Genomic DNA, 19,549 nt, shown 5'->3' with positions numbered 1-19,549 from the left:
AGCATGAGCGACTTCGACTACGATCTGTTCGTCATCGGAGGCGGCTCCGGCGGCGTGCGCGCGGCGCGCATCGCGGCCGGCCATGGCGCGCGCGTCGGTATCGCCGAGGAATACCGCTACGGCGGCACCTGCGTGATCCGCGGCTGCGTGCCCAAGAAGCTGTTCGTCTATGCCTCGAAATTCTCCGAGGAGTTCGAGGACGCGGCCGGCTTCGGCTGGAACGTCGGCGAGCGCCGCTTCTCCTGGGAGCGGCTGGTCGAGGCCAAGGATCGCGAGATCGCCCGGCTGGAAGGCATCTATCGGCGCAACCTGGAGCGCGCGGGCGTCGAACTGCACGATACACGCGCGGTGATCGAGGATGCGCACACGGTCCGCCTGCTGTCGACCGACAAGACCCTGCGCGCGAAATACATTCTGATCGCGGTCGGAGCCACCCCGAACGTCGACGCCGACCTGCCGGGCGGCGAGCACGTGATCACCTCCAACGAGGCGTTCCATCTTGCCGACCTGCCGCAGCGCGTCGTGGTCGCCGGCGGCGGCTACATCGCGGTCGAGTTCGCCGGCATCTTCAACGGACTGGGCTGCGACACGACGCTGATCTACCGCGGGCCGGAGATCCTGCGCGGCTTCGACATGGACCTGCGCACCGCGGTGCATGAGGAAATGGCGAAGAAGGGCGTCAAGGTTCTGTGCAACGACACCTTCGCGGAGATTTCGAAGGCCCCTGACGGGACGCTGAGCGGGCGCACGAGGGGGGGCGAGACGCTGGTCGCCGACCAGATCCTGTTTGCCATCGGCCGGCGACCGAACATCGCGGGGCTCGGCCTGGACAAGGCCGGCGTCGAGGTCGGCCCCGGCGGAGCGATCAAGGTCGACGCCCGCTCGCAGACTTCGGTGCCGTCGATCTATGCGGTCGGCGACGTCACCGACCGCGCCAACCTGACGCCGGTCGCCATCCGCGAGGGCCATGCCTTCGCCGACACCGTGTTCGGCGGTCGCGACTGGAGCGTCGACCACAGCCTGATCGCGACTGCGGTGTTTTCCCAGCCCGAACTCGGCACCGTCGGCCTGACCCAGGACGAGGCGCTGGCGCGCACGCCCAACCTCGACATCTATAGGACCTCGTTCCGGCCGATGAAGCACACCCTGTCCGGGCGCGACGAGAAGATGCTGATGAAGATGATCGTCGATGCGGACACCGACAAGGTGCTCGGCGTTCACATCATGGGGCCGGACGCGGGCGAACTGGCCCAGGTGCTCGGTATCACGCTGTCGATGGGCGCCACCAAGGCGGACTTCGACCGCACCGTGGCCGTGCACCCGACCGCGGCCGAGGAACTGGTCACGATGCGCGAGCCGAGCGAACGCCTGCGCGGCTGACAAGGCCCCAAGTCGCCCGATCCAGGCGCGGTCAGGCGGCATCCGAGATGCGCGGCGGCGCATGGTCGAGCGGATTGTCGTCGGGGTCCTCGGCGAACACCGCAAGGCCGCGGCCGCGCGCCTTGGCGGCATAGAGGGCCCGGTCGGCGGCCGCCATAAGGCCTTCCCCGGTGGCGGCGCAGCCGGGCGCGCGGGCAATGCCGAGGCTGATGCCGATATCGGCGGCCTTGCCGTCGCCGAGCGTGACGGGTAGGCGCAATCCGGCGAGGATCTGCTGGGCCAGCACCATCAGTCGGGGCCGGTCGGCGAAACCGTGGACGAGGATGACGAATTCGTCGCCGCCGATGCGGCCGACCACGCCCGCAGCGCCGACGGTGGCGGACAGGCGCTCGGCCACGGTGCGGATCACGGCGTCGCCGGCGGCATGGCCGTAGGTGTCGTTGACCGCCTTGAAGCGGTCGAGGTCGCAGGCGATCAGCGCGAAGGGCTGGCGCGGCAGGCCCGCGACGGCCCCGTCCAGGCACGCTGAGAACTGCAGCCGGTTGGCGAGGCCGGTCAGCTGGTCGTGGCGGGCGCGATGGCGGTTGTCGCGCTCGCTTTCCTCCAGTGCGGTCGACAGGGTTCCGATCTTCCAGGCGACGCCGATGGCGGCAGCCGCGATCAGCCCGCCGAGGAGCAGGATGACCGGCACGACGACCGACCAGATATGCTGGCCCGGCGTGTCGCCGGTCCAGCGGAACAGGCCGATCGGCATGCCGTTGGCGGCGACGAGCGCCCGGCCGACGACGCCCTCGGGCAAGCCCCCTGCGCCGGCCGTGAAGGTCATGTCGGGGAAGGACAGTTGGGCGTTGAGCTCTTCGACCAGCGTGTCGTCGATGAACTTCGCCGACATGAGTACGACCGGAGGTCCGTCAGGCAGGACGACTTCGCCGTCGTCGGGCACGATCGGCATGGCGCTGATCAGCGCCGGCTTGCCGTCGACCATGGCATAGGCGAACTCGGCGACCTCGTCGACGCGCGCTCCCTGCACGCTCTTCTGGCCGAAGCCGTCGCCGATCGCGATCCGGTTGGCCAGGTAGTGCGCTGCCGCATTCGTTGCGATGACCTGAAGGGCCCCTCCAGGAGCGAGGATGCGACGGCTGAAGTCGACCTCGTGCTCGCGCGCCTCTGCCAGCAACGAGCCACGCGGATCGACCAGGAAGATGCGGTTGTGGCTGAACTCGTACCACAGCGAATCGACGAATTCGTAGCGCACGAAGCCGGGGTTGAAGCGCAGGGCGATGTTGGCGACCGAGCGGTCCCCGCGCGCGACGGTCAGCTGGTCGCGGGCGAGCAGGAGCATGCGGTCGCGCAGGGCGTTGTCGAACAGGCGCAGTTCGTTGGCGGTGGCCTGGTCGTTGGCCTCGCGCGAGGCGATCTGGCCGACGAAGGCGAGCGACGCGGTGGCCAGCGCGATCAGCAGCGCCGCGAGGCAATAGACCAGGGTCGAGATGCGCAGGGTCCGCCAGCGCGCGGTGGCACGGTCTTGTGCGGCGAGTGTCTTCACCAACTGGGCCCCTCGGCTCGTCCGCGCCGGCGGTTCCGCCTTTTGCAGGCAGTGTCGATCCGCCGGTCGTCCGGAACGTCGGCCACCCTAGCGACCATCGGTTAAAATCCCATGGGAAAGCGTGGCAAACGGAGCCTTAACCGGCACAATCTTTAACGTGCAGGCCGCCGCATCGCTACGCGCTTGGCGGGCGATGCGGCCGTCAGCGGTCGCGCACCGCCTTGAGGAAGCGGTCGACCTCGGCCTCGGTGTTGAAGGCGTGCACCGAGGCGCGCACCAGCGCTTCGAGGCCGCGGTGCGGCAGGTCGATGCGCGAGGAGGAGGCGCTGGTGACCGACACGTTGATCGCCTGGCGGGCAAGCCGCGCCCTGGTCGCTTCCGGATCCTCGCCCTCGACCAGGAAGGTGACGATGCCGCCCTTGCGCCGGCCCTTGTCGTGGACGGAAACGCCGGCAAGCGCGGCGAGGCCGGCGCGCAGCAGGGCGCCGAGGCCGAGGATGCGGGTCTCAAGCCGCTCCATGCCGAGGGCGTTGGCATGGGTGGCGGCGACGCCAAGGCCGATCTGGCCGGCGACGTAGCGCTCCCAGTTTTCGAATCGCCTCGCGCCGGGCACCAGTTCGTACCGGTCGGCGTCGATCCAGGTCGTCGCCTCCAGGTCGACGAACGGCGGCTCGATTGCGTCCAGCGCTTCGCCGGCGACATAGAGGAAGCCGGTGCCGCGCGGGCCGCGCAGGTACTTGCGCCCCGTGCCCGACAGCATGTGGCAGCCGATCGCCCTGACGTCGAGGGCGAGCTGGCCGGCCGACTGGCAGGCGTCGAGCAGGTAGAGCACGCCGTGCCGGCGGGCGATCGCCCCGACCTCCTCGGCCGGGTTGATCAGGCCGCCGTTGGTCGGGACGTGGGTCAGCGCAATCAGCCGCGTGCGCGGCCCGATGGCGGCCTCCAGCGCCTTGAGGTCGATCTGGCCGTCGGCATCGTCCTCGACAAGGTCGATCTCGATGCCCGCGCGCTGCTTCATCTGCAGGAGGGCGACGTAGTTGGAGACATATTCGGCCCGGCCGGTGATCACCCGGTCGCCGGGGCGGAAGGAAATGCCGTAGAACGCCATGTCCCAGGCGCGAGTGGCGTTCTCGACGAAGGCGATCTCGGCCGGCGAGGCGCCTAGCAGGGCGGCGATCTGCGTGTAGAAGGCCTGGCATGCCGGTTCGGCGCGCGCGTGGGCCTCGTAGCCGCCGATCTCGGCCTCCAGGTCGAGGTGGCGCTTGACCGCGTCGAGCACCGGGGCGGGAGCAAGCCCGGTGCCGGCGTTGTTGAAATGGATCAGGCCGGCGCAGCCCGGCGTGTCGGCGCGCAGCCGGTCGACGTCTTCGGCGGTCAGGGACGGCGGGGTCATGACGGCACACTCCATGCTGAGGCGACGCGGGCATCGTCGCGGCGGATCTGGACGCCGCCGGCCGGCGGGGATAGAGAGTCCGGCCTATGACGATGTCTTATTTCGGCTACGGCTCTCTGGTCAACGTGCGCACCCTCGCCCCCGCCGCCAGGGCGCAGCCCGGCTGCCTTTCCGGCTGGGTGCGCGAATGGCGCATCTGGGGCACGGGTGAGCTCGGACGCGGCGTCTGCGCGCTGACCGTCGCGCCTGCCGCCGGCACGACCCTCCGCGGCGTGCGGATCGACGAGCCGGCGCAGGGCCTCGACGCCCTGCTCGCGCGGGAGCGGAAATACGACCGGATCGACGGCATCGGCGCCGCGTTCCGCCACGACGCCGACGCGGCGCCGGGGCCGCAGGACATGTTCCTGTTCCGCTCGCGGCCCGAGCACTACGGCTGGGGCGACGACGACCATCCGATCCTGCAGAGTTATCTCGACTGCGTGCTGGCCGGCTTCCACGCCTTCTGGGGCGAGGCCGGCATCGTGCATTTCCTGCAGACGACCGACGGCTGGCACGTGCCGATCCTGAAGGACCGCGACGCACCGGTGTACCCGCGCGCGATCGCGCTCGACCCGGCCCTGCGCGAGGCGATCGACGACCTGCTGTCGGACCAGCGCGTGCGCTACCTCAGCGCCGGCTGATCGGGCCGCCGTCTCACCCCACGCCGAAGGCGCCGTGCAGGAGATAGCCGACGAGCCAGGCAATGCCAGCGGCCGACATGCCGATGGCGGTGGTCTCCAGGCCCGAGGCGTACCAACTCTGGGTCGACCAGCGTGACTTGGCCGAACCGATGCCGAAGAATGCAGCCGCGGTCATGACCGTGGTCGTCAGGCCGGCCGAGGCGGGGGCGCCGAACAGGAACGGCAGCAGCGGCACGGCGCCGCACAGGACGAAGGCGGCGAAGGTGGAAAGGGCGGCCCTGAGCGGTGAGCGCTGCACCTTCGAGAGGCCGTATTCCTCCAGCATCATGGTCTCGATCCAGGTCCTGTGGCTGGACGTGATCATGGCGACGAGCGCTTCCAGTTCCTCGCCCTCGTAGCCCTTGGCCCGGAAGATCTGGCGGATCTCCTCGCGCTCGCCCTCCGGCTCGAGTTCGATGTGCTTTTCCTCCACCCGCTTCAGTCGCCGGTAGTCGTCGGTTTCCGCCTTGGTGCCGGAGTAGTTGGCGGCGGCCATGGAGAAGCCGTCGGCGAGCAGGTTGGCCAGGCCGAGGATGAGCACGATGGAGGCCGAGAGGTTGGCGCCGAGCGAACCGGCGACGATGGCGAAGGTGGTCACCGCACCGTCGATGCCGCCATAGACCCAGTCGCGCAGGTAGCTGACGGAGGGACCGCCGTCGAGTCTTGCGGCGATGTCGTCGGGCTCGTGGCTGTGCTCCAGTCCGTTGCGGGGCGGGTCCTTCGGGCGCATCATGACGGCATCCTGCTGGCTTTCGGCTCGCGGTGGCTGCAGCGCAGAAGTGTGGTCTTGGCGGCAAGACCCGTGTATAAGGCCGCACGTTTCCTCCACAGGCGATGAAGGGAACGCAAGGACGTTACCCGGGCCGGACGACAGAAGAAACAGGCACGCGCCCGGACCCGTATCAGGAGTGAGTGGTATGGCGGAGAAGTGGACCCCGGACAGCTGGAGATCGAAGCCGATCATGCAGGTGCCGGACTATCCCGACACGGAGGCCCTGGCGGACGTCGAGAAGCGTCTGTCGACCTATCCGCCGCTGGTTTTTGCAGGCGAGGCGCGCGCGCTCAAGCGCCAGCTTGCGGATGTTGCGGCCGGCCGCGGTTTCCTGCTGCAGGGCGGCGACTGCGCGGAGAGCTTCGCCGAGCATCATCCCGACCATATCCGCGACTTCTTCCGCGTGTTCCTCCAGATGGCGGTCGTGCTGACTTATGCGGCGTCGCAGCCGGTGGTCAAGGTTGGCCGCATCGCCGGCCAGTTCGCCAAGCCGCGCTCCGCGCCGACCGAGAAGCAGGGCGACGTCGAATTGCCGAGCTACCGCGGTGACATCGTCAACGACATCGCCTTCACGCCCGAGGGCCGCGCCCCGGATCCGGCACGCCTGTCGATGGCCTATCGCCAGTCGGCGGCGACGCTGAACCTGCTGCGCGCCTTCGCCCAGGGCGGCTTCGCCAACCTCGATCAGGTGCACCGCTGGATGCTTGGCTTCGTCAAGGATAGCCCGCAGGCGCATCGCTATCAGGAACTGGCCGACCGCATCTCGGAATCGCTCGCCTTCATGCGCGCCTGCGGCGTGTCGCCCGACAGCGTGCCGCAACTGCGCTCGACCGATTTCTTCACCAGCCACGAGGCGCTGCTGCTCGGCTACGAGCAGGCGCTGACGCGCGTCGACAGCACGTCGGGCGACTGGTATGCGACCTCCGGCCACATGCTGTGGATCGGCGACCGCACGCGCCAGCCCGACCACGCGCATGTCGAGTTCTTCCGCGGCATCAAGAACCCGATCGGACTGAAATGCGGTCCGTCGCTGTCGCCGGACGGCCTGTTGCAGCTGATCGACATCCTCAACCCGGACAACGAACCGGGCCGGCTGACCCTGATCGCGCGCTTCGGCGCCGACAAGGTTTTCGACCACCTGCCGCAGCTCATCCGGGCTGTGCAGCGCGAAGGCAAGGTCGTGGTCTGGTCCTGCGATCCCATGCACGGCAACACGATCACCGCCGGCGGCTACAAGACGCGGCCGTTCGACCGCATCCTGAAGGAGGTCGAGGCCTTCTTCGCCGTCCACCGGGCGGAAGGCACCCATGCGGGCGGCATCCATGTCGAGATGACCGGGCGCAACGTCACCGAATGCACCGGCGGCGCCCATGCGCTGACCGCCGACCAGCTCGGCGACCGCTACCACACCCATTGCGACCCCAGGCTGAACGCCGACCAGGCGCTGGAACTGGCCTTCCTGCTGGCGGAGAACCTCAAGAAGGAACGCCTCGGCCGGGACCACGAGAAGATCGCCGCGAACGGCTGACCTGCGGCACGCGGACGCATCGGGACACGGGAAGGGGCGGCTTCGGGCCGCCCTGCTTGATGACAAACGTCTGTTCGTCATCCCGCACGCAGCGAAGCGCAGATGCGGGATCGGTGAGCCGGGGCCTCCCGGTCTCCTTCATTGAGATCGTTGACACCGCGGCTCTCCGGTTCCGGCTCGCGCTCCGCTTGGCCGGAAGGACGCCGGAGAGGCTGTCGGTTGTCAGCACTTTCGGGAATGACAAAGGGCGGCTTCGGGCCGCCCTTTGTCATTCCTGCGAGTGTTGGAATTATCGATACATTTTTTAAATCTGCCTTAAGGGAAGATTTGTACTGCCGGAGCGGAGAACACGCGCAACGGGGGACCCATGCGGGCAAGCGCCGACCTTTCGAACCTGTCCTATCTGGTCGTCGACGACAACACGCACATGCGCTCGATCCTGCGCTCGATCCTGGCCGGCTTCGGCGCCCGCCGGATCCACGAGGCCGCCGATGGCGCGGACGCGCTGGAAAGCGTGATCGACCGAATGCCGGACCTGGTGGTCTGCGACTGGGCCATGGCGCCGGTCGGCGGGGCCGACTTCGTCCGCCTGCTGCGCGCGGACGGCGACCGCATGGTGGCGACCACGCCGGTCATCGTCGTCACGGCCCATGCCCGCAGGCCGGTCATCGTCGAGGCGGTCCGCCTCGGCATCCACGGCTTCATCGCCAAGCCTCTGTCGCCCGCCGTGCTGTACGACCGCATCACCGACGTCGTGCTGCGCCAGCAGCGCCTCGGGCGCACCCTCGGCAATTTCGAACTGCGCCATATCCGCCAGACGGCGGCGCAGGACGGGGCATGCAGCCGTACCGCGTCCCACACGCCGGCCGCCCGAACCGGTGCGCCGGCGGAGCGCCCGCAGTTCCTGCCGCAACCGGTCGCCTACCTGTAGGCCGGCGCCGATTGCATGTGGTCCGGCGGCGCGCTACACCAAGACCATGACCGACGCCGCCCCATCGCCCGTGACCGACCGTTTCCGCCTTGCCGTCGCCCAGTTGAATCCGGTCGTCGGCGATGTCGCCGGCAATGCAGAGCTGGTGCGCCAGGCGCGCGCGCGGGCCGCGGCCGAGGGCGCGCATCTGGTGCTGTGTTCGGAACTGGTGCTGGCCGGCTACCCGCCGGAGGATCTCGTTCTCAAGCCGGCCTTCTTGCGCGCCTGCCGGGCTGCGGCCGAGGATCTGGCCAGGGAGACCGCGGACGGCGGCCCGGCACTGATCGTTGGCACGCCCTGGATCGACGACGGCAAGCTGCACAACGCAGTCCTGTTGCTCGATGCCGGCCGCATCCAGGCGGTGCGCTACAAGGTCGACCTGCCCAACTACGGCGTCTTCGACGAAAAGCGCGTCTTCGCGCCGGGTCCGATGCCGGGACCGGTCGACTTCCGCGGCGTGCGCCTCGGTCTTCCGATCTGCGAGGACGCCTGGACCGACGAGGTCTGCGAATGCCTGGCCGAGACCGGTGCCGAGATCCTGCTCGTGCCCAACGGCTCGCCCTACTGGGCGAACAAGGCCGAGGAGCGGCTGCAGGTGATGGTCGCGCGCGTGGTCGAGAGCGGCCTGCCGCTGGTCTACTGCAACCAGCTCGGCGGCCAGGACGAACTGGTCTTCGACGGTGGCTCCTTCGCCCTGCAGGCCGACCGGCGCCTTGCCTTCCAGATGCCGCAGTTCCGCACCGACCTTGCGGTGACCGACTGGCAGCGGGATGCAGACGGCAAATGGGTCTGCGCCGGAGGGCCGCTCGCACGCCTGCCGGAGATCGACGAGGCCAACTGGCTGGCCTGCGTGGTCGGGCTCAGGGACTATGTCGACAAGAGCCGGTTTCCCGGCGTCATCCTCGGCCTGTCCGGCGGCATCGATTCCGCCGTCTGTGCGGCGATGGCGGTCGACGCGCTCGGACCCGAGCGCGTGCACGGGGTGATGATGCCCTACCGCTACACCTCGCGCGCGAGCATCGTCGACGCCGAGGCCTGCGCCCGCAAGCTCGCCATCCGCTACGACACGGTGCCGATCGAGATCCCGGTCGCCGGCTTCACCGAGGTGCTGGGTCCGCTGTTCCACGGCCGCCCCGCCGACACGACCGAGGAGAACCTGCAGTCGCGCAGCCGCGGCGTGGTGCTGATGGCGATCTCCAACAAGTTCGGCTACATGGTCGTGACCACCGGCAACAAGTCGGAAATGTCGGTCGGCTACGCCACGCTCTACGGCGACATGAACGGCGGCTACAACCCGGTCAAGGACCTCTACAAGACGCAGGTCTACCAACTCGCGGCCTGGCGCAACGCGAACCGGCCGGAGGGCGTGCTGGGACCCGCCGGCGAGGTCATCCCGCACAACATCATCGCCAAGGTACCGTCCGCGGAGCTGCGTGAGAACCAGACCGACCAGGACAGCCTGCCGTCCTACGACGTGCTGGACGACATTCTCGCCTGCCTGGTCGAGAACGAGATGGCCGTGTCCGAGATCGAGGCGAGGGGGCACGACCGCGCCACCATCCACCGGGTCGAGAACCTGCTCTATGTCGCCGAATACAAGCGCCGCCAGGCGCCTCCCGGCGTGAAGATCACGCGCCGCAACTTCGGCCGCGACCGCCGCTACCCGATCACCAACCGTTTCCGCGACCGCAGCTGACGTCAGGGCCTCGGACGCGGTGGCGGTCTTGCCGCCATCCCGCTTGCCTCCCGCCGGCTTCCCCGCTACCCAAGGCGTATGACCGTTACCGTCCGCTTCGCCCCGTCCCCGACGGGCCACATCCACATCGGCAACAGCCGCACGGCCCTGTTCAACTGGTTGTTCGCCCGGCGCAGCGGTGGGCGTTTCGTGCTGCGCTTCGACGACACCGACACCGAGCGCTCGCGCGAGGACTTCGCCCGCTCGATCGAGGCGGACCTCGCCTGGCTCGGCATTACGCCGGACCGGATCGAGCGCCAGTCGCAGCGCGTCGCGCTCTATGATGCGGCGGCGCACCGGCTGCGCGACGCCGGGCTGCTCTATCCCTGCTATGAGACGGCGGACGAACTGGAACGCCGCCGCGCCCGCGCCCGCGCGCTCGGCCGTCCGCCGGTCTACGACCGCGCCGCGCTGAAGCTGGGCGAGGCGCAACGCGCCGCGCTGGAGGCCGAGGGCCGCAGGCCGCACTGGCGCTTCCTGCTGCCCAACCACGACGGCGACCCGTTTGCGCCGCACCGCACCGAGGTCGTCTGGGACGACCTGTGCCGGGGCGCGCAGGCGGTCGACCTCGCTTCGCTGTCCGACCCGGTGCTGGTGCGCGAGGACGGCAGCTATCTCTACACCCTGCCGTCCGTGGTCGACGACATCGACATGGCCATCTCCCATGTCATCCGCGGCGAGGACCACGTCGCCAACACGGCGGTGCAGATCGCCATCTTGCGCGCCCTCGGCGCCGCGACGCCGGCCTTCGCCCACCACAACCTGCTGACCACCGCCGATGGCGAGGGGCTGTCCAAGCGCAAGGGCGCGCTGTCGATCGGCTCGTTGCGCGAGGCGGGGCTGGAACCGATGGCGGTCGCCTCGCTCGCCGTGCTGACCGGCACCAGCCATGCGGTCGAGCCGGTCGCGGACCTCGATGCGCTGGCGGAGATGCTGGATCTTGGCGCGGTGTCGCGCTCGGCGGCGAAATTCGACCCGGCAGACCTCATCGGCCTCAATGCCAGGCTGGTGCACGCGCTCTCCTACGAGGCGGTGAGCGACCGACTCTCGGCGCTCGGCGTCGGGGGCGGGGCGGCATTCTGGGAGGCAGTGCGCGAGAACTGCGAGAAGGTCGCCGACGCCGTCCGCTGGTGGACCGTCGTCGCCGGGCCGGTCGAACCGGCGATCGACGCCGCGGACCGGGACTACATAACCGCTGCGCGGGCGTTGCTGCCGGTCGAGCCCTGGGACGAGGCGACCTGGACTGCCTGGACCGATGCGGTGAAGACCGAGACGGGGCGCAAGGGCAGGGCGCTCTTCCTGCCGCTGCGCAAGGCGGTCACCGGGCTCGACCACGGACCGGACATGAAGGCGCTGCTGCCGCTCATTGGTCGGCGAAATACTTCGGACCGACTCGCCTGACGGGACCTTTCGGCGCCTCCGCCGGAGCGGCTGCGGCCGGAGCGTCGGCGATGGTCGGGTTCGCCGCCTTCGGCGCATCGCTGCGGCTGGCTACGGAGGGCCGCAGCTCCAGTGTCGGCCGACCGGGAGCCCCCGGTAGCGGAGCGGTTTCGATCGACGCCGTCACCTCCTCGTCCGGGTCGAAGCCTTCGCCCATGTTGTGCCGGGTATCGGGGTCGGCGTCGGCCGGAATCTGGTCCGGCGCCAGCGGCGTTCGGCTGAAGCGCAGCGCGGGCGCATCCGGCGCGATGGCGGACACCGGCTGCAGGTCGCTGCCGGCAGCGGCGACGCCAGTGTCGTCGCCGCTCGTCGAAAGCGGCGTCATCGCTGCCGTACGCGTCCCCGGCGCGGCGTTGCAGGTGCAGCCCTGGACATATTCGCGCTTGTAGCGGAAGGCATTGGGCAGGTCGGCATAGGGCCCGCCGGCAAGCGAGGTCATCTCCTCCGGGCTGCCGCCTGGATTGCGGTAGACGAACAGCTCGGTCGCGGTCGCCGGGCACATCGAGGTGCACAGCGCGGCGTCGTTGGCGAACTGTTCGCTGGTCGTGGAAAAGCTGATCGGGAAGAAATAGCCGTCGCAGGTGCGCACGCACAGGGTCCGGTAGGTCGGCCCCGCTGGCAAGCCGGCCGACTGGCCCTCTCGACCGACGGACAGGGTGGCGCGCGAACGGGTTTGCTCGAGGCCGGGCCCCTGCGGGCGCGCCTGGATCATCATGCCGCCCGGCACCGGAATGAGCACTCCGTTGGGGGTTGCCGGATCGACCACCGCCGCGCGGCTGCGTCCGAACAGACGGGCGAATACGCCCGGGCCGGAGTCCTCCGGCGCAACAGCCTGTGCCGGACGGTTCGCAGGCGCGGCGCAGCGATTGTCGGCGAGCGCCTTTTCCAGCCGGCGCCGTTCGGCAGAGGCATCCGTGCGTCGGCCCGGGCTGCGGTCGCGCTGGCGTTCGATCCGGGCGAGGTTTGCGCGCATGCGGTCGATCTTGGAGAGAAGCCCGGCGCATTTCGGTGTTCCGGGCTGGGCGGAGCACTGGAAATACCGGGCATCGCGCTCGGCGGCTGAGATTGCGGCGGCCTGCTGGCGGGCCGCTTCGGCCCATTTGCGGGCGGTCGGATCGCCCGGCTCGGATGCCGCGCCGAGACGCGCGAGCTGGCGTTCCAGTCCGTCGCAGGCTGGCGTGCGCGCGTGCGCGCTCGTGCCGGCGAGCGACAGGCTCGCAGCGGTGAGCAATGCCAGCAGAGTGACCCTCGACGCGGTCATGCTGTCCCGACCGGTGTCCCATGCGGCGGCGCGGAATGCACCGCCTCCCGAATTTCCCCAAGGGGCACTATCCCGTTCCCGGACCGGTTTTTCAACGTCGGGTCGCAATCGGGGTTAACCGTGCGTAAGCGGATCGGGTCCGTCAGCGCGCCAGGGTTTCGGCCGCGTCCTGGAGCCGGGTCAGGATGTCTTCGAGGTCAGCCTGGCGCTGCGGCGGCAAGGTGCGCAGCAGGGCGTCCGAGAAGGCGCGCGCCTCGGGAACCAGTTCGCGGTACATCGCCTGGCCGCTCGGCGTCAGCGTCAGGATGCTCTCGCGCATGTCGCGTTCGTTGGGGGTGCGCGCCACGTAGCCGAGCTTCTCCAACGCTGCCACGGCGCGGCTGACCTTGGTCTTGTGCATGTGGGCGTGCGTCCCGACGTCCTTAGCCGTGATCGGGCCGTACTGGCCGATGGTCGCCACCACCCGCCATTCGGGGATGGCGATGCCGAACCGGTCGGCGTAGATGCGCGACAGCGACCGGCTGACGATCTCGGCGAGGAGGCTGAGCCGGTAGGGCAGGAACTGCTCAAGGCGCAGCGTGTCATCGGGGGTGGCGCTGTCGTGCGTCATGATCCTCTCTTGGCCGATGGCTGCGGCCGCCCTTGCAGGTTATGCGATAATGCCTTCGATGCCTGCCGCCGGAAAGCCCGCACGGTCGAGGCCCGTATCGTCCCTTCGACCGATCCCGAGTGTCATGCACGGGACGGTGCCGTCCAGCCGGTGCGATCGGGTCTCGAAATTTGGTAGCTGATGCCAAGTCGCATTCAAGGTGTTGATAAGCCGGGAAAGCTGCCATGATTTCCCGGCATTCGTTTGCGAATCGGTGCCCGCCACGGTGATCGTGGGGCACCGGAAGGCTCGCGATCGGCATCCGCGTCGGGACCGCCACCCCGGCGAAGGCGACCGGGGGCCGACAACCGAGACTGGGAGGACAGCCCATGAGCAAGGAGTTCGCCTCCGTCGGTGATACCAAGGACAAGACCGTGTCCTTCACCGAGATCGGCCGCGGCTGCTACGCCTATACGGCGGAAGGCGATCCGAACACGGGCGTCATCGTCGGCGACGACAGCGTGCTCGTGGTCGACGCCCAGGCGACGCCGGACATGGCGCAGAGCGTCATCGAGAAGATCCGTACCGTTACCGACAAGCCGATCAAGCATGTCGTGCTCACCCACTACCACGCCGTCCGCGTGCTCGGCGCCTCGGCCTACCAGGCGAGCGAGATCCTGGCCTCGGACCTGACCCGACGGCTGATCGAGGAGCGCGGCCGGCAGGACTGGGACAGCGAATACGCCCGCTTTCCCCGCCTGTTCCGCGGCGCAGAAAGCATTCCGGGCCTGACATGGCCGACACTTACTTTTGCCTCCTCGGTGACGTTGCGGCTCGGCCGGCGCGAGGTCCGGCTGATGCACCTGGGGCGCGGCCACACCATGGGCGACATCGTCGTGTGGGTACCGGATGCCAATGTGATGTACACCGGGGATCTGGTCGAGGACCGCTCGGCCTGCTATTGCGGCGATGCTCATCTCGCCGACTGGCCGCGCACGCTCGAACGTATTCGCGCCTTCCGCGCGACCGCGCTGATGCCGGGCCGGGGCGGCGCCCTGATCGGCGCCCACAATGTCAACGCGGCACTCGACCGGACCAGGGAGTTCCTGGAGACTCTGCGCGACACCGCGGCGGCCTGCGTCGACGAGGGCCTCGACCTCAAGGCGACGTTCGACGCGGTGCGCGCCGCCATGGACCCGAAGTTCGGTTCCTACGCCATCTACGAACACTGCCTGCCGTTCAACGTCGCCCGCGCCTTCGACGAGGCGCAGGGCATCGACCACCCGCGCATCTGGACCGCGGCGCGCGACCGGGAGGTCTGGGACGCCCTGCAGGGCGGGGAGGACGACGACGGTGCGCAGGAGGCTGAGACCGAGGCCTGAGGGCGGCGCGGACCTGAGTCGGCGAGCGTTTTACGGGGGTGGACAAAAGGTCGTCGCCCCCCCACATCGACCGAGTCGACGCTCAAGCACGGAAATCCAATCATGCGCCTGATCCCCGCGGCCTCGGCCGGCCTTTTGCTCGTCCTGTCGCTGGCCTGTTCCGCTGCCCTGGCCGCGGAGGAGCCAGATCTGATCTTCAAGAAGTCGACGGTGTGGAAGTTCCTTACGCCCGACCACAAGCTGGCGACCTATGCCATCGACGATCCGCTTGTCGAGGGCGTCGCCTGTCATTTCACCGTGCCGGAAAAGGGGGGCGTCTCGGGATGGATCGGCGTCGCCGAGGAGGTATCCGACATCTCGCTCGCCTGCCGTCAGGTCGGGCCGATCGCGTTCAAGCAGAAGTTCGAGCAGGGCGAGGAAATGTTCCGCCAACGGCGATCGTTCCTGTTCAAGAAGATGCGCATCGTGCGCGGTTGTGACGCTAAGCGCAACGTTCTGGTCTATCTCGTCTATTCCGACAAGATCATCGAAGGCAGCCCGAAGAACTCGACGTCGACGGTGCCGATCATGCCGTGGGGCGATACGCCGGCCGAGCGCTGCGGGAACTGGCTGAGCAGGTAGGCGGTGGCGGCGCGGCGCCGGGGCGGCGTTACTGCGCCGCGTCCTTGATTGCCTCGTCCGCGACCAGTCGGGGATCGGCGCCGGCCATGGTGTCGGAACAGAAATGGCGGAACAGCACGTCCATCACATCGCGCGCCGCATCGCTGTTGAGGCGGTAATAGATCGTCGTGCCGTCGCGACGCGTGTTGACCAGGCCCTGGGCGCGCAGCAGGCTGAGCTGCTGAGACACGGTGGGCATGCGCATGCCTGTGCGCTCGGCGAGTTCGCCGACGCTGCATTCCCGCTCGGCCATGTGACACAGGAGCAGGAGTCGCGGCGGAGACGCGATCATTTTCAGGAACTGCGCGGCATCTTCCGCTTTGGCTTCGAGAGCTTCCACTTGCATGCGGGCAAAATGCCAAAGATGGATCTGCTGTGCAACTTAATTACATGCGGCCGAGTGCGGGCAGCAGGATGTGGCCGGCGCCGCAGCCGACGCCCGAGGTCATGCACAGGCTCTTCTGCATCGACACTGCGGGGGTGACCGAGGAGGCCGAGGCGAGCGCCGCAAGGCCGGCGATCGGCGAGGCGAGGACGGTGAAGACGAACAAAACGGACAGCAGACGCGGGAACATGACAGGCTCCGACAGGGTTCGTCCGGCCCGCCGTGGACCGGATGAACGCACCCTGCGCCTGTCGCGCTGAACCCGTGCTGAGGCGTGCCTTTAGCCGCCGTTCAGCTTCGTAAACGGAGTGTCGGTCAGAGGTTGTCCGTCATCGCCCGGGCCAGCGCCTTCTGCAGCACCTCGTCGCGGCCGTAGATGTCCTTGCGGAAGTGGGTCGAGCCGTCCTTGTTCATCCAGGCGGTGAGGTAGGTCAGGTGAACGGGGATGGGCCGGCGTAGCGTGATCACCTGCCGGTCGCCCGACGCCTTGGCGCGGTCGAGTGCGGCCCGGTCGAGCCCCTGGTCGGCAAGCAGCACCTCGGCGAGCGCGAAGGGATCGGACACGCGGATGCAGCCGTGACTAAACGACCTCTGGGCGCGCTCGAACAGCGCCCTGGACGGCGTATCGTGGATGTAGATGTTGAATTCGTTCGGGAACATGAACTTGATGCGCCCCAGGGCGTTGCCGTCGCCCGGGTCCTGACGCAGCTTGAAGGGGAACGGGCCACCCGAATAGGACGCCCAGGCGATCTGGTGCGGGCTGACTTCCGCGTCGCCGGAGAATACCCGGATGTTCTGGCCGTCGAGCGCGCGCGGGTTGCTGATCAGCTTGGGCAGGTATTCGTTGGTCGCGATCGACGGCGGCACGTTCCAGTACGGGTTGACCTCGACATAGGTCATGTCCTTCGAGAACACCGGCGTCGCGTGATAGGGCTTGCCGACCACCACGCGGGCGGTGTGCACCGTCTTGCCGTCGCGCACCACCTTGAGGTTCTGGTCGGCCAGGTTGACGAAGACATAGGCCTCGCCGAGGTCGTCCGGCATCCAGCGCCGGCGCTCCATGTTGAGTTCCATCTGGATCAGGCGCCGGCCGATCGGCACGTTCATCTCCGCCAGCGTGTCCTTGCCGACCACGCCGTCGACGGCAAGGCCGTGGTAGTCCTGGAAGGTCTTCACCGCCTCGACCAGGGCACCGTCGTAGACGTCGCCGGCATGGGCGCCGGGCGCGAGATAGTCCTGCTGTTCCATGCGCCGGCGCAGGACGTCGAGGCGCGGGTCGCTCATGCCCGGCTTGAGCACCGCGCCGTCGGGGACGGGCGTGAAGCCGCCGGCCGCCGCTTTGGCCCGGTAGGCGGCGAGTGCCTGTTTCAGCCGCGCGTAGTTCGGCGTGTTCGGCGACAGACCGTCGAGGAAGGCGCCGAAGTCCGGTGCTTCGGCGACCGCCTCCAGCAGGTCGCCGGCATCGGGCACGTGCGGGAAGATGTTCAGCGCCTTGTTGACTGCGTTCGGCTGCACCCGGCCCGAGACAAGGTGCGTGGCGTAGCGCACGTAGGCGCGCGACAGGTCGACGTCGAGCGCGGCAAGCGCCTCCGGCGTCGTGGCCGCCTCGGCCCGGGCGGCAAGCTCGAGCGGATGGTAGTTCAACGGATTGAGCGCGTGGTCGTTGGCCGCCGCGAAGGCGGCGATCGCCAGGCGGCCCTGCTCGCCCAGCCGCTCGCCGGCGATCCACACCGGCGCATGGCCGGTTGCGGCATAGTGCCCGGCGACGGCGTCGGAGCTGCCCTGCAGCAGCGACGCGAGCGCGGGCGCCAGCGGGTCGGCGGGCAGGGCGCTGGCGCTGGATGCCGGAACCGGGTTTTGCGCCCGCGCGGTGGGCAGATCCGAGACGAGCAGCGCCGCCGCGAGCGCAGCCGTCAGGGCGAAAGCGGTGATCGTCGTCTTGCGCATGCCGGTGTCCCCCACGGCCGAATCCATCCGCAAAACAGCCTAGCCGCTTTGCGCTGCCTGTCCAGCGCCGGCGCGGCCATGCGGGCATCTGCGCACTTGACCCGGGCTGCGAAAGCGGTCACAACCTCATGCCATGACCACGGCCACCCGGACCCTCATTCCGATTGCCATTATTTGCAGCTAGCGACCCCGCTGGCTGTGGCCGTTCCCTTCTGCACATGATCCTGTGAGACGGAGGTCCCCGGCCAGCCGGCCCGGTGGCGGCGTGCCAGGAGACACGTGCGATGAGCGATGCCAAGCCCGGCTTCAAGGGCCTTCGCCTCTACAACACCCTGACGCGGGCGAAGCAGGACTTCGTTCCGATCGATCCCGCCAACGTGCGCATGTATGTCTGCGGGCCGACGGTCTACGACTTCGCCCATATCGGCAACGCCCGGCCGGCGATCGTCTTCGACGTGCTCTATCGCCTGCTGCGTCACCTCTACGGCGCCGACCGCGTCACCTATGTGCGCAACATCACCGACGTCGACGACAAGATCAACGCGCGCGCCCTGCGCGACTTCGGGCCGGAGATCGAGGCCGGCCGGATGAGCCTCAACGACGCCATCGCCCGCGTGACGGAAAAGACCGCCGACCAGTACCACAGCGATGTCTCCGCGCTCGGCTGCCTGCCGCCGACGCACGAGCCGCGCGCGACCGAGCACATCGAAGGCATGATCGTCATGATCGGCACGCTGATCGAGCGCGGCCATGCCTATGAGGCGGCGGGCGAGGTGCTGTTCGACGTCGCCTCCATGCCCGCCTACGGCGGCCTGTCGAAGCGCAATCTCGACGAGCAGATCGCCGGCGCGCGCGTCGCCGTCGACAGCCACAAGAAGAACCCGGGCGACTTCGTGCTGTGGAAGCAGTCGTCGGCGGAAGAGCCCGGCTGGGGGAGCCCCTGGGGCCGCGGCCGGCCGGGCTGGCACATCGAGTGCTCGGTGATGAGCGAGCATCACCTCGGAAAGGTGTTCGACATCCACGGCGGTGGGCTCGACCTGATCTTCCCGCACCACGAGAACGAGATCGCCCAGTCCTGCTGCGCCCACGGCACGGACAAGATGGCCAACTACTGGCTGCACAACGGCTTCGTCCAGGTGGAGGGCCGGAAGATGTCCAAGTCGGAGGGCAACTTCGTCACCATCCACGACCTGCTGCACACCGACACATTCGGTGGCCGCAAGTGGCCGGGCGAGGTGCTGCGCCTGGCGATGCTGATGACCCACTACCGCGAGCCGATCGATTTTTCGGTGAAGCGCTTGGAGGAGGCAAATGCAAATCTGACAAATTGGCTTCGTCAGATTGATGAGCATGTGTTGTCGCGAAATTCACCGACAGCGTATAGCGCAATTCTCGATGCGGCTCAGAATAATGATCAAAATGACAATCTTGCTATATCCGTCGAAGTACTAAGCGATGATTTGGCGATGCCAAACGTAATCGCGCAACTTCACGGGATGAGTACTGACATAAGTTTGGGAGTGAGAAGTCCAAGATCCCTTGCATGGGACATGATGGGTATTCTTGGCTTTCTTGGAATTATCGACGCCGAAGTGCTTCGCAGGCAAAAGGTAGAGCCTGAAGGTTTGTCGCAACGTATTGCCGAACGCCTCGCCATCCAGGACGCCGCCGATGCGGCGAAGGCGGCCGGCGACAAGGACCTGATGAAGCAGAAGTTCGCCGAAGCCGACCGAATCCGCGCCGACCTGGCAGCCGAAGGCATCCTGCTCAAGGACGGCAAGGATCCGCAGACCGGCCAGCGCGTCACCACCTGGGAGGTCAAGCGGTGAGGCACGTGCCCTA

At 68.3% G+C, this 19,549-nt stretch carries 17 protein-coding genes; 9 read left to right on the top strand and 8 right to left on the bottom strand.

What is annotated here, in order from left to right; genetic code table 11:
- Window positions 1–3: 3 nt before the first annotated feature.
- Window positions 4–1,380: a glutathione-disulfide reductase gene (gene gor, locus SL003B_RS13880; RefSeq protein ID WP_013653492.1), complete on the top strand. Its 1,377-nt coding sequence runs from the start codon at window positions 4–6 to the stop codon at window positions 1,378–1,380.
- A 31-nt stretch (window positions 1,381–1,411) separates the two neighbouring features.
- Here gor and SL003B_RS13875 read toward each other — a convergent pair whose 3' ends face one another.
- On the bottom strand, window positions 1,412–2,926 hold the full coding sequence (locus SL003B_RS13875) for a diguanylate cyclase domain-containing protein (RefSeq protein WP_013653491.1): 1,515 nt from the start codon (window positions 2,924–2,926) through the stop codon (window positions 1,412–1,414).
- A 202-nt stretch (window positions 2,927–3,128) separates the two neighbouring features.
- A complete protein-coding gene (locus SL003B_RS13870) occupies window positions 3,129–4,319 on the bottom strand; it encodes an aminotransferase class V-fold PLP-dependent enzyme (RefSeq protein ID WP_013653490.1) in 1,191 nt (396 codons plus the stop codon).
- 86 nt (window positions 4,320–4,405) lie between these two features.
- Here SL003B_RS13870 and SL003B_RS13865 point away from each other — a divergent pair, with 86 nt between their 5' ends.
- Window positions 4,406–4,999: a hypothetical protein gene (locus SL003B_RS13865; protein WP_013653489.1), complete on the top strand. Its 594-nt coding sequence runs from the start codon at window positions 4,406–4,408 to the stop codon at window positions 4,997–4,999.
- Window positions 5,000–5,012: 13 nt separating this feature from the next.
- On the opposite strand, the gene SL003B_RS13860 is transcribed toward SL003B_RS13865, so the two are convergent.
- Complete coding sequence (locus tag SL003B_RS13860; RefSeq protein ID WP_013653488.1) at window positions 5,013–5,771, bottom strand: VIT1/CCC1 transporter family protein; 759 nt, start codon at window positions 5,769–5,771, stop codon at window positions 5,013–5,015.
- 184 nt (window positions 5,772–5,955) lie between these two features.
- Here SL003B_RS13860 and SL003B_RS13855 point away from each other — a divergent pair, with 184 nt between their 5' ends.
- The 4 genes from SL003B_RS13855 to gltX all read left to right on the top strand — a co-directional run bounded on the left by SL003B_RS13855 (window position 5,956) and on the right by gltX (window position 11,444).
- Window positions 5,956–7,338: a class II 3-deoxy-7-phosphoheptulonate synthase gene (locus SL003B_RS13855; protein WP_013653487.1), complete on the top strand. Its 1,383-nt coding sequence runs from the start codon at window positions 5,956–5,958 to the stop codon at window positions 7,336–7,338.
- A gap of 367 nt (window positions 7,339–7,705) precedes the next feature.
- Window positions 7,706–8,269: a response regulator gene (locus tag SL003B_RS13850; RefSeq protein ID WP_013653486.1), complete on the top strand. Its 564-nt coding sequence runs from the start codon at window positions 7,706–7,708 to the stop codon at window positions 8,267–8,269.
- A gap of 46 nt (window positions 8,270–8,315) precedes the next feature.
- Entirely contained in the window at window positions 8,316–10,004 is a 1,689-nt protein-coding gene (locus tag SL003B_RS13845; RefSeq protein WP_013653485.1) for an NAD+ synthase, read from the top strand.
- A gap of 78 nt (window positions 10,005–10,082) precedes the next feature.
- Window positions 10,083–11,444: a glutamate--tRNA ligase gene (gene gltX / locus SL003B_RS13840; RefSeq protein ID WP_013653484.1), complete on the top strand. Its 1,362-nt coding sequence runs from the start codon at window positions 10,083–10,085 to the stop codon at window positions 11,442–11,444.
- On the opposite strand, the gene SL003B_RS13835 is transcribed toward gltX, so the two are convergent.
- Both SL003B_RS13835 and SL003B_RS13830 read right to left on the bottom strand, forming a co-directional pair.
- On the bottom strand, window positions 11,407–12,744 hold the full coding sequence (locus SL003B_RS13835) for a DUF2865 domain-containing protein (protein ID WP_013653483.1): 1,338 nt from the start codon (window positions 12,742–12,744) through the stop codon (window positions 11,407–11,409). The two genes, gltX and SL003B_RS13835, sit on opposite strands and share 38 nt — an antisense overlap.
- 142 nt (window positions 12,745–12,886) lie before the next feature.
- Window positions 12,887–13,354 (bottom strand): MarR family winged helix-turn-helix transcriptional regulator, encoded by a 468-nt coding sequence (locus SL003B_RS13830; RefSeq protein ID WP_013653482.1) that lies wholly within the window; start codon window positions 13,352–13,354, stop codon window positions 12,887–12,889.
- 368 nt (window positions 13,355–13,722) lie between these two features.
- Between SL003B_RS13830 and SL003B_RS13825 the strand changes: the two genes are divergently transcribed.
- Window positions 13,723–14,715, top strand: coding sequence for an MBL fold metallo-hydrolase (locus tag SL003B_RS13825; protein WP_013653480.1), 993 nt, complete (start codon window positions 13,723–13,725; stop codon window positions 14,713–14,715).
- Window positions 14,716–14,817: 102 nt separating this feature from the next.
- Window positions 14,818–15,336 carry a CreA family protein gene (locus SL003B_RS13820; protein ID WP_013653479.1) on the top strand — a complete coding sequence of 173 codons (519 nt, stop codon included), beginning with the start codon at window positions 14,818–14,820 and terminating at the stop codon, window positions 15,334–15,336.
- Between the two features lie 28 nt (window positions 15,337–15,364).
- Here the strand turns inward: SL003B_RS13820 and SL003B_RS13815 are convergent, their stop codons facing one another.
- The 3 genes from SL003B_RS13815 to SL003B_RS13805 all read right to left on the bottom strand — a co-directional run bounded on the left by SL003B_RS13815 (window position 15,365) and on the right by SL003B_RS13805 (window position 17,707).
- On the bottom strand, window positions 15,365–15,721 hold the full coding sequence (locus SL003B_RS13815) for an ArsR/SmtB family transcription factor (protein ID WP_013653478.1): 357 nt from the start codon (window positions 15,719–15,721) through the stop codon (window positions 15,365–15,367).
- A gap of 40 nt (window positions 15,722–15,761) precedes the next feature.
- Window positions 15,762–15,950 carry a hypothetical protein gene (locus SL003B_RS13810; protein ID WP_041375548.1) on the bottom strand — a complete coding sequence of 63 codons (189 nt, stop codon included), beginning with the start codon at window positions 15,948–15,950 and terminating at the stop codon, window positions 15,762–15,764.
- A gap of 125 nt (window positions 15,951–16,075) precedes the next feature.
- Window positions 16,076–17,707, bottom strand: coding sequence for a L,D-transpeptidase family protein (locus SL003B_RS13805; protein WP_013653477.1), 1,632 nt, complete (start codon window positions 17,705–17,707; stop codon window positions 16,076–16,078).
- A 284-nt stretch (window positions 17,708–17,991) separates the two neighbouring features.
- Here SL003B_RS13805 and cysS point away from each other — a divergent pair, with 284 nt between their 5' ends.
- Entirely contained in the window at window positions 17,992–19,536 is a 1,545-nt protein-coding gene (cysS, locus tag SL003B_RS13800) for a cysteine--tRNA ligase (protein ID WP_013653476.1), read from the top strand.
- Window positions 19,537–19,549: the final 13 nt, after the last annotated feature.

Source organism: Polymorphum gilvum SL003B-26A1, from assembly GCF_000192745.1.
GTDB lineage: Bacteria > Pseudomonadota > Alphaproteobacteria > Rhizobiales > Stappiaceae > Polymorphum > Polymorphum gilvum.
Note: the sequence above shows the minus strand (reverse complement) of the source record. Positions and strands in the feature narration are given on the sequence as shown.

Bases quoted from the DNA above. Each gene is read 5' to 3' on its own strand.
- gor (WP_013653492.1), top strand. From the start codon at position 4: ATGAGCGACTTCGACTACGATCTGTTCGTCATCGGAGGCGGCTCCGGC.
- SL003B_RS13870 (WP_013653490.1), bottom strand. From the start codon at position 4,319: ATGACCCCGCCGTCCCTGACCGCCGAAGACGTCGACCGGCTGCGCGCC.
- SL003B_RS13865 (WP_013653489.1), top strand. From the start codon at position 4,406: ATGACGATGTCTTATTTCGGCTACGGCTCTCTGGTCAACGTGCGCACC.
- SL003B_RS13860 (WP_013653488.1), bottom strand. From the start codon at position 5,771: ATGATGCGCCCGAAGGACCCGCCCCGCAACGGACTGGAGCACAGCCAC.
- SL003B_RS13855 (WP_013653487.1), top strand. From the start codon at position 5,956: ATGGCGGAGAAGTGGACCCCGGACAGCTGGAGATCGAAGCCGATCATG.
- SL003B_RS13850 (WP_013653486.1), top strand. From the start codon at position 7,706: ATGCGGGCAAGCGCCGACCTTTCGAACCTGTCCTATCTGGTCGTCGAC.
- SL003B_RS13845 (WP_013653485.1), top strand. From the start codon at position 8,316: ATGACCGACGCCGCCCCATCGCCCGTGACCGACCGTTTCCGCCTTGCC.
- gltX (WP_013653484.1), top strand. From the start codon at position 10,083: ATGACCGTTACCGTCCGCTTCGCCCCGTCCCCGACGGGCCACATCCAC.
- SL003B_RS13835 (WP_013653483.1), bottom strand. From the start codon at position 12,744: ATGACCGCGTCGAGGGTCACTCTGCTGGCATTGCTCACCGCTGCGAGC.
- SL003B_RS13830 (WP_013653482.1), bottom strand. From the start codon at position 13,354: ATGACGCACGACAGCGCCACCCCCGATGACACGCTGCGCCTTGAGCAG.
- SL003B_RS13825 (WP_013653480.1), top strand. From the start codon at position 13,723: ATGAGCAAGGAGTTCGCCTCCGTCGGTGATACCAAGGACAAGACCGTG.
- SL003B_RS13820 (WP_013653479.1), top strand. From the start codon at position 14,818: ATGCGCCTGATCCCCGCGGCCTCGGCCGGCCTTTTGCTCGTCCTGTCG.
- SL003B_RS13815 (WP_013653478.1), bottom strand. From the start codon at position 15,721: ATGCAAGTGGAAGCTCTCGAAGCCAAAGCGGAAGATGCCGCGCAGTTC.
- SL003B_RS13810 (WP_041375548.1), bottom strand. From the start codon at position 15,950: ATGTTCCCGCGTCTGCTGTCCGTTTTGTTCGTCTTCACCGTCCTCGCC.
- SL003B_RS13805 (WP_013653477.1), bottom strand. From the start codon at position 17,707: ATGCGCAAGACGACGATCACCGCTTTCGCCCTGACGGCTGCGCTCGCG.
- cysS (WP_013653476.1), top strand. From the start codon at position 17,992: ATGAGCGATGCCAAGCCCGGCTTCAAGGGCCTTCGCCTCTACAACACC.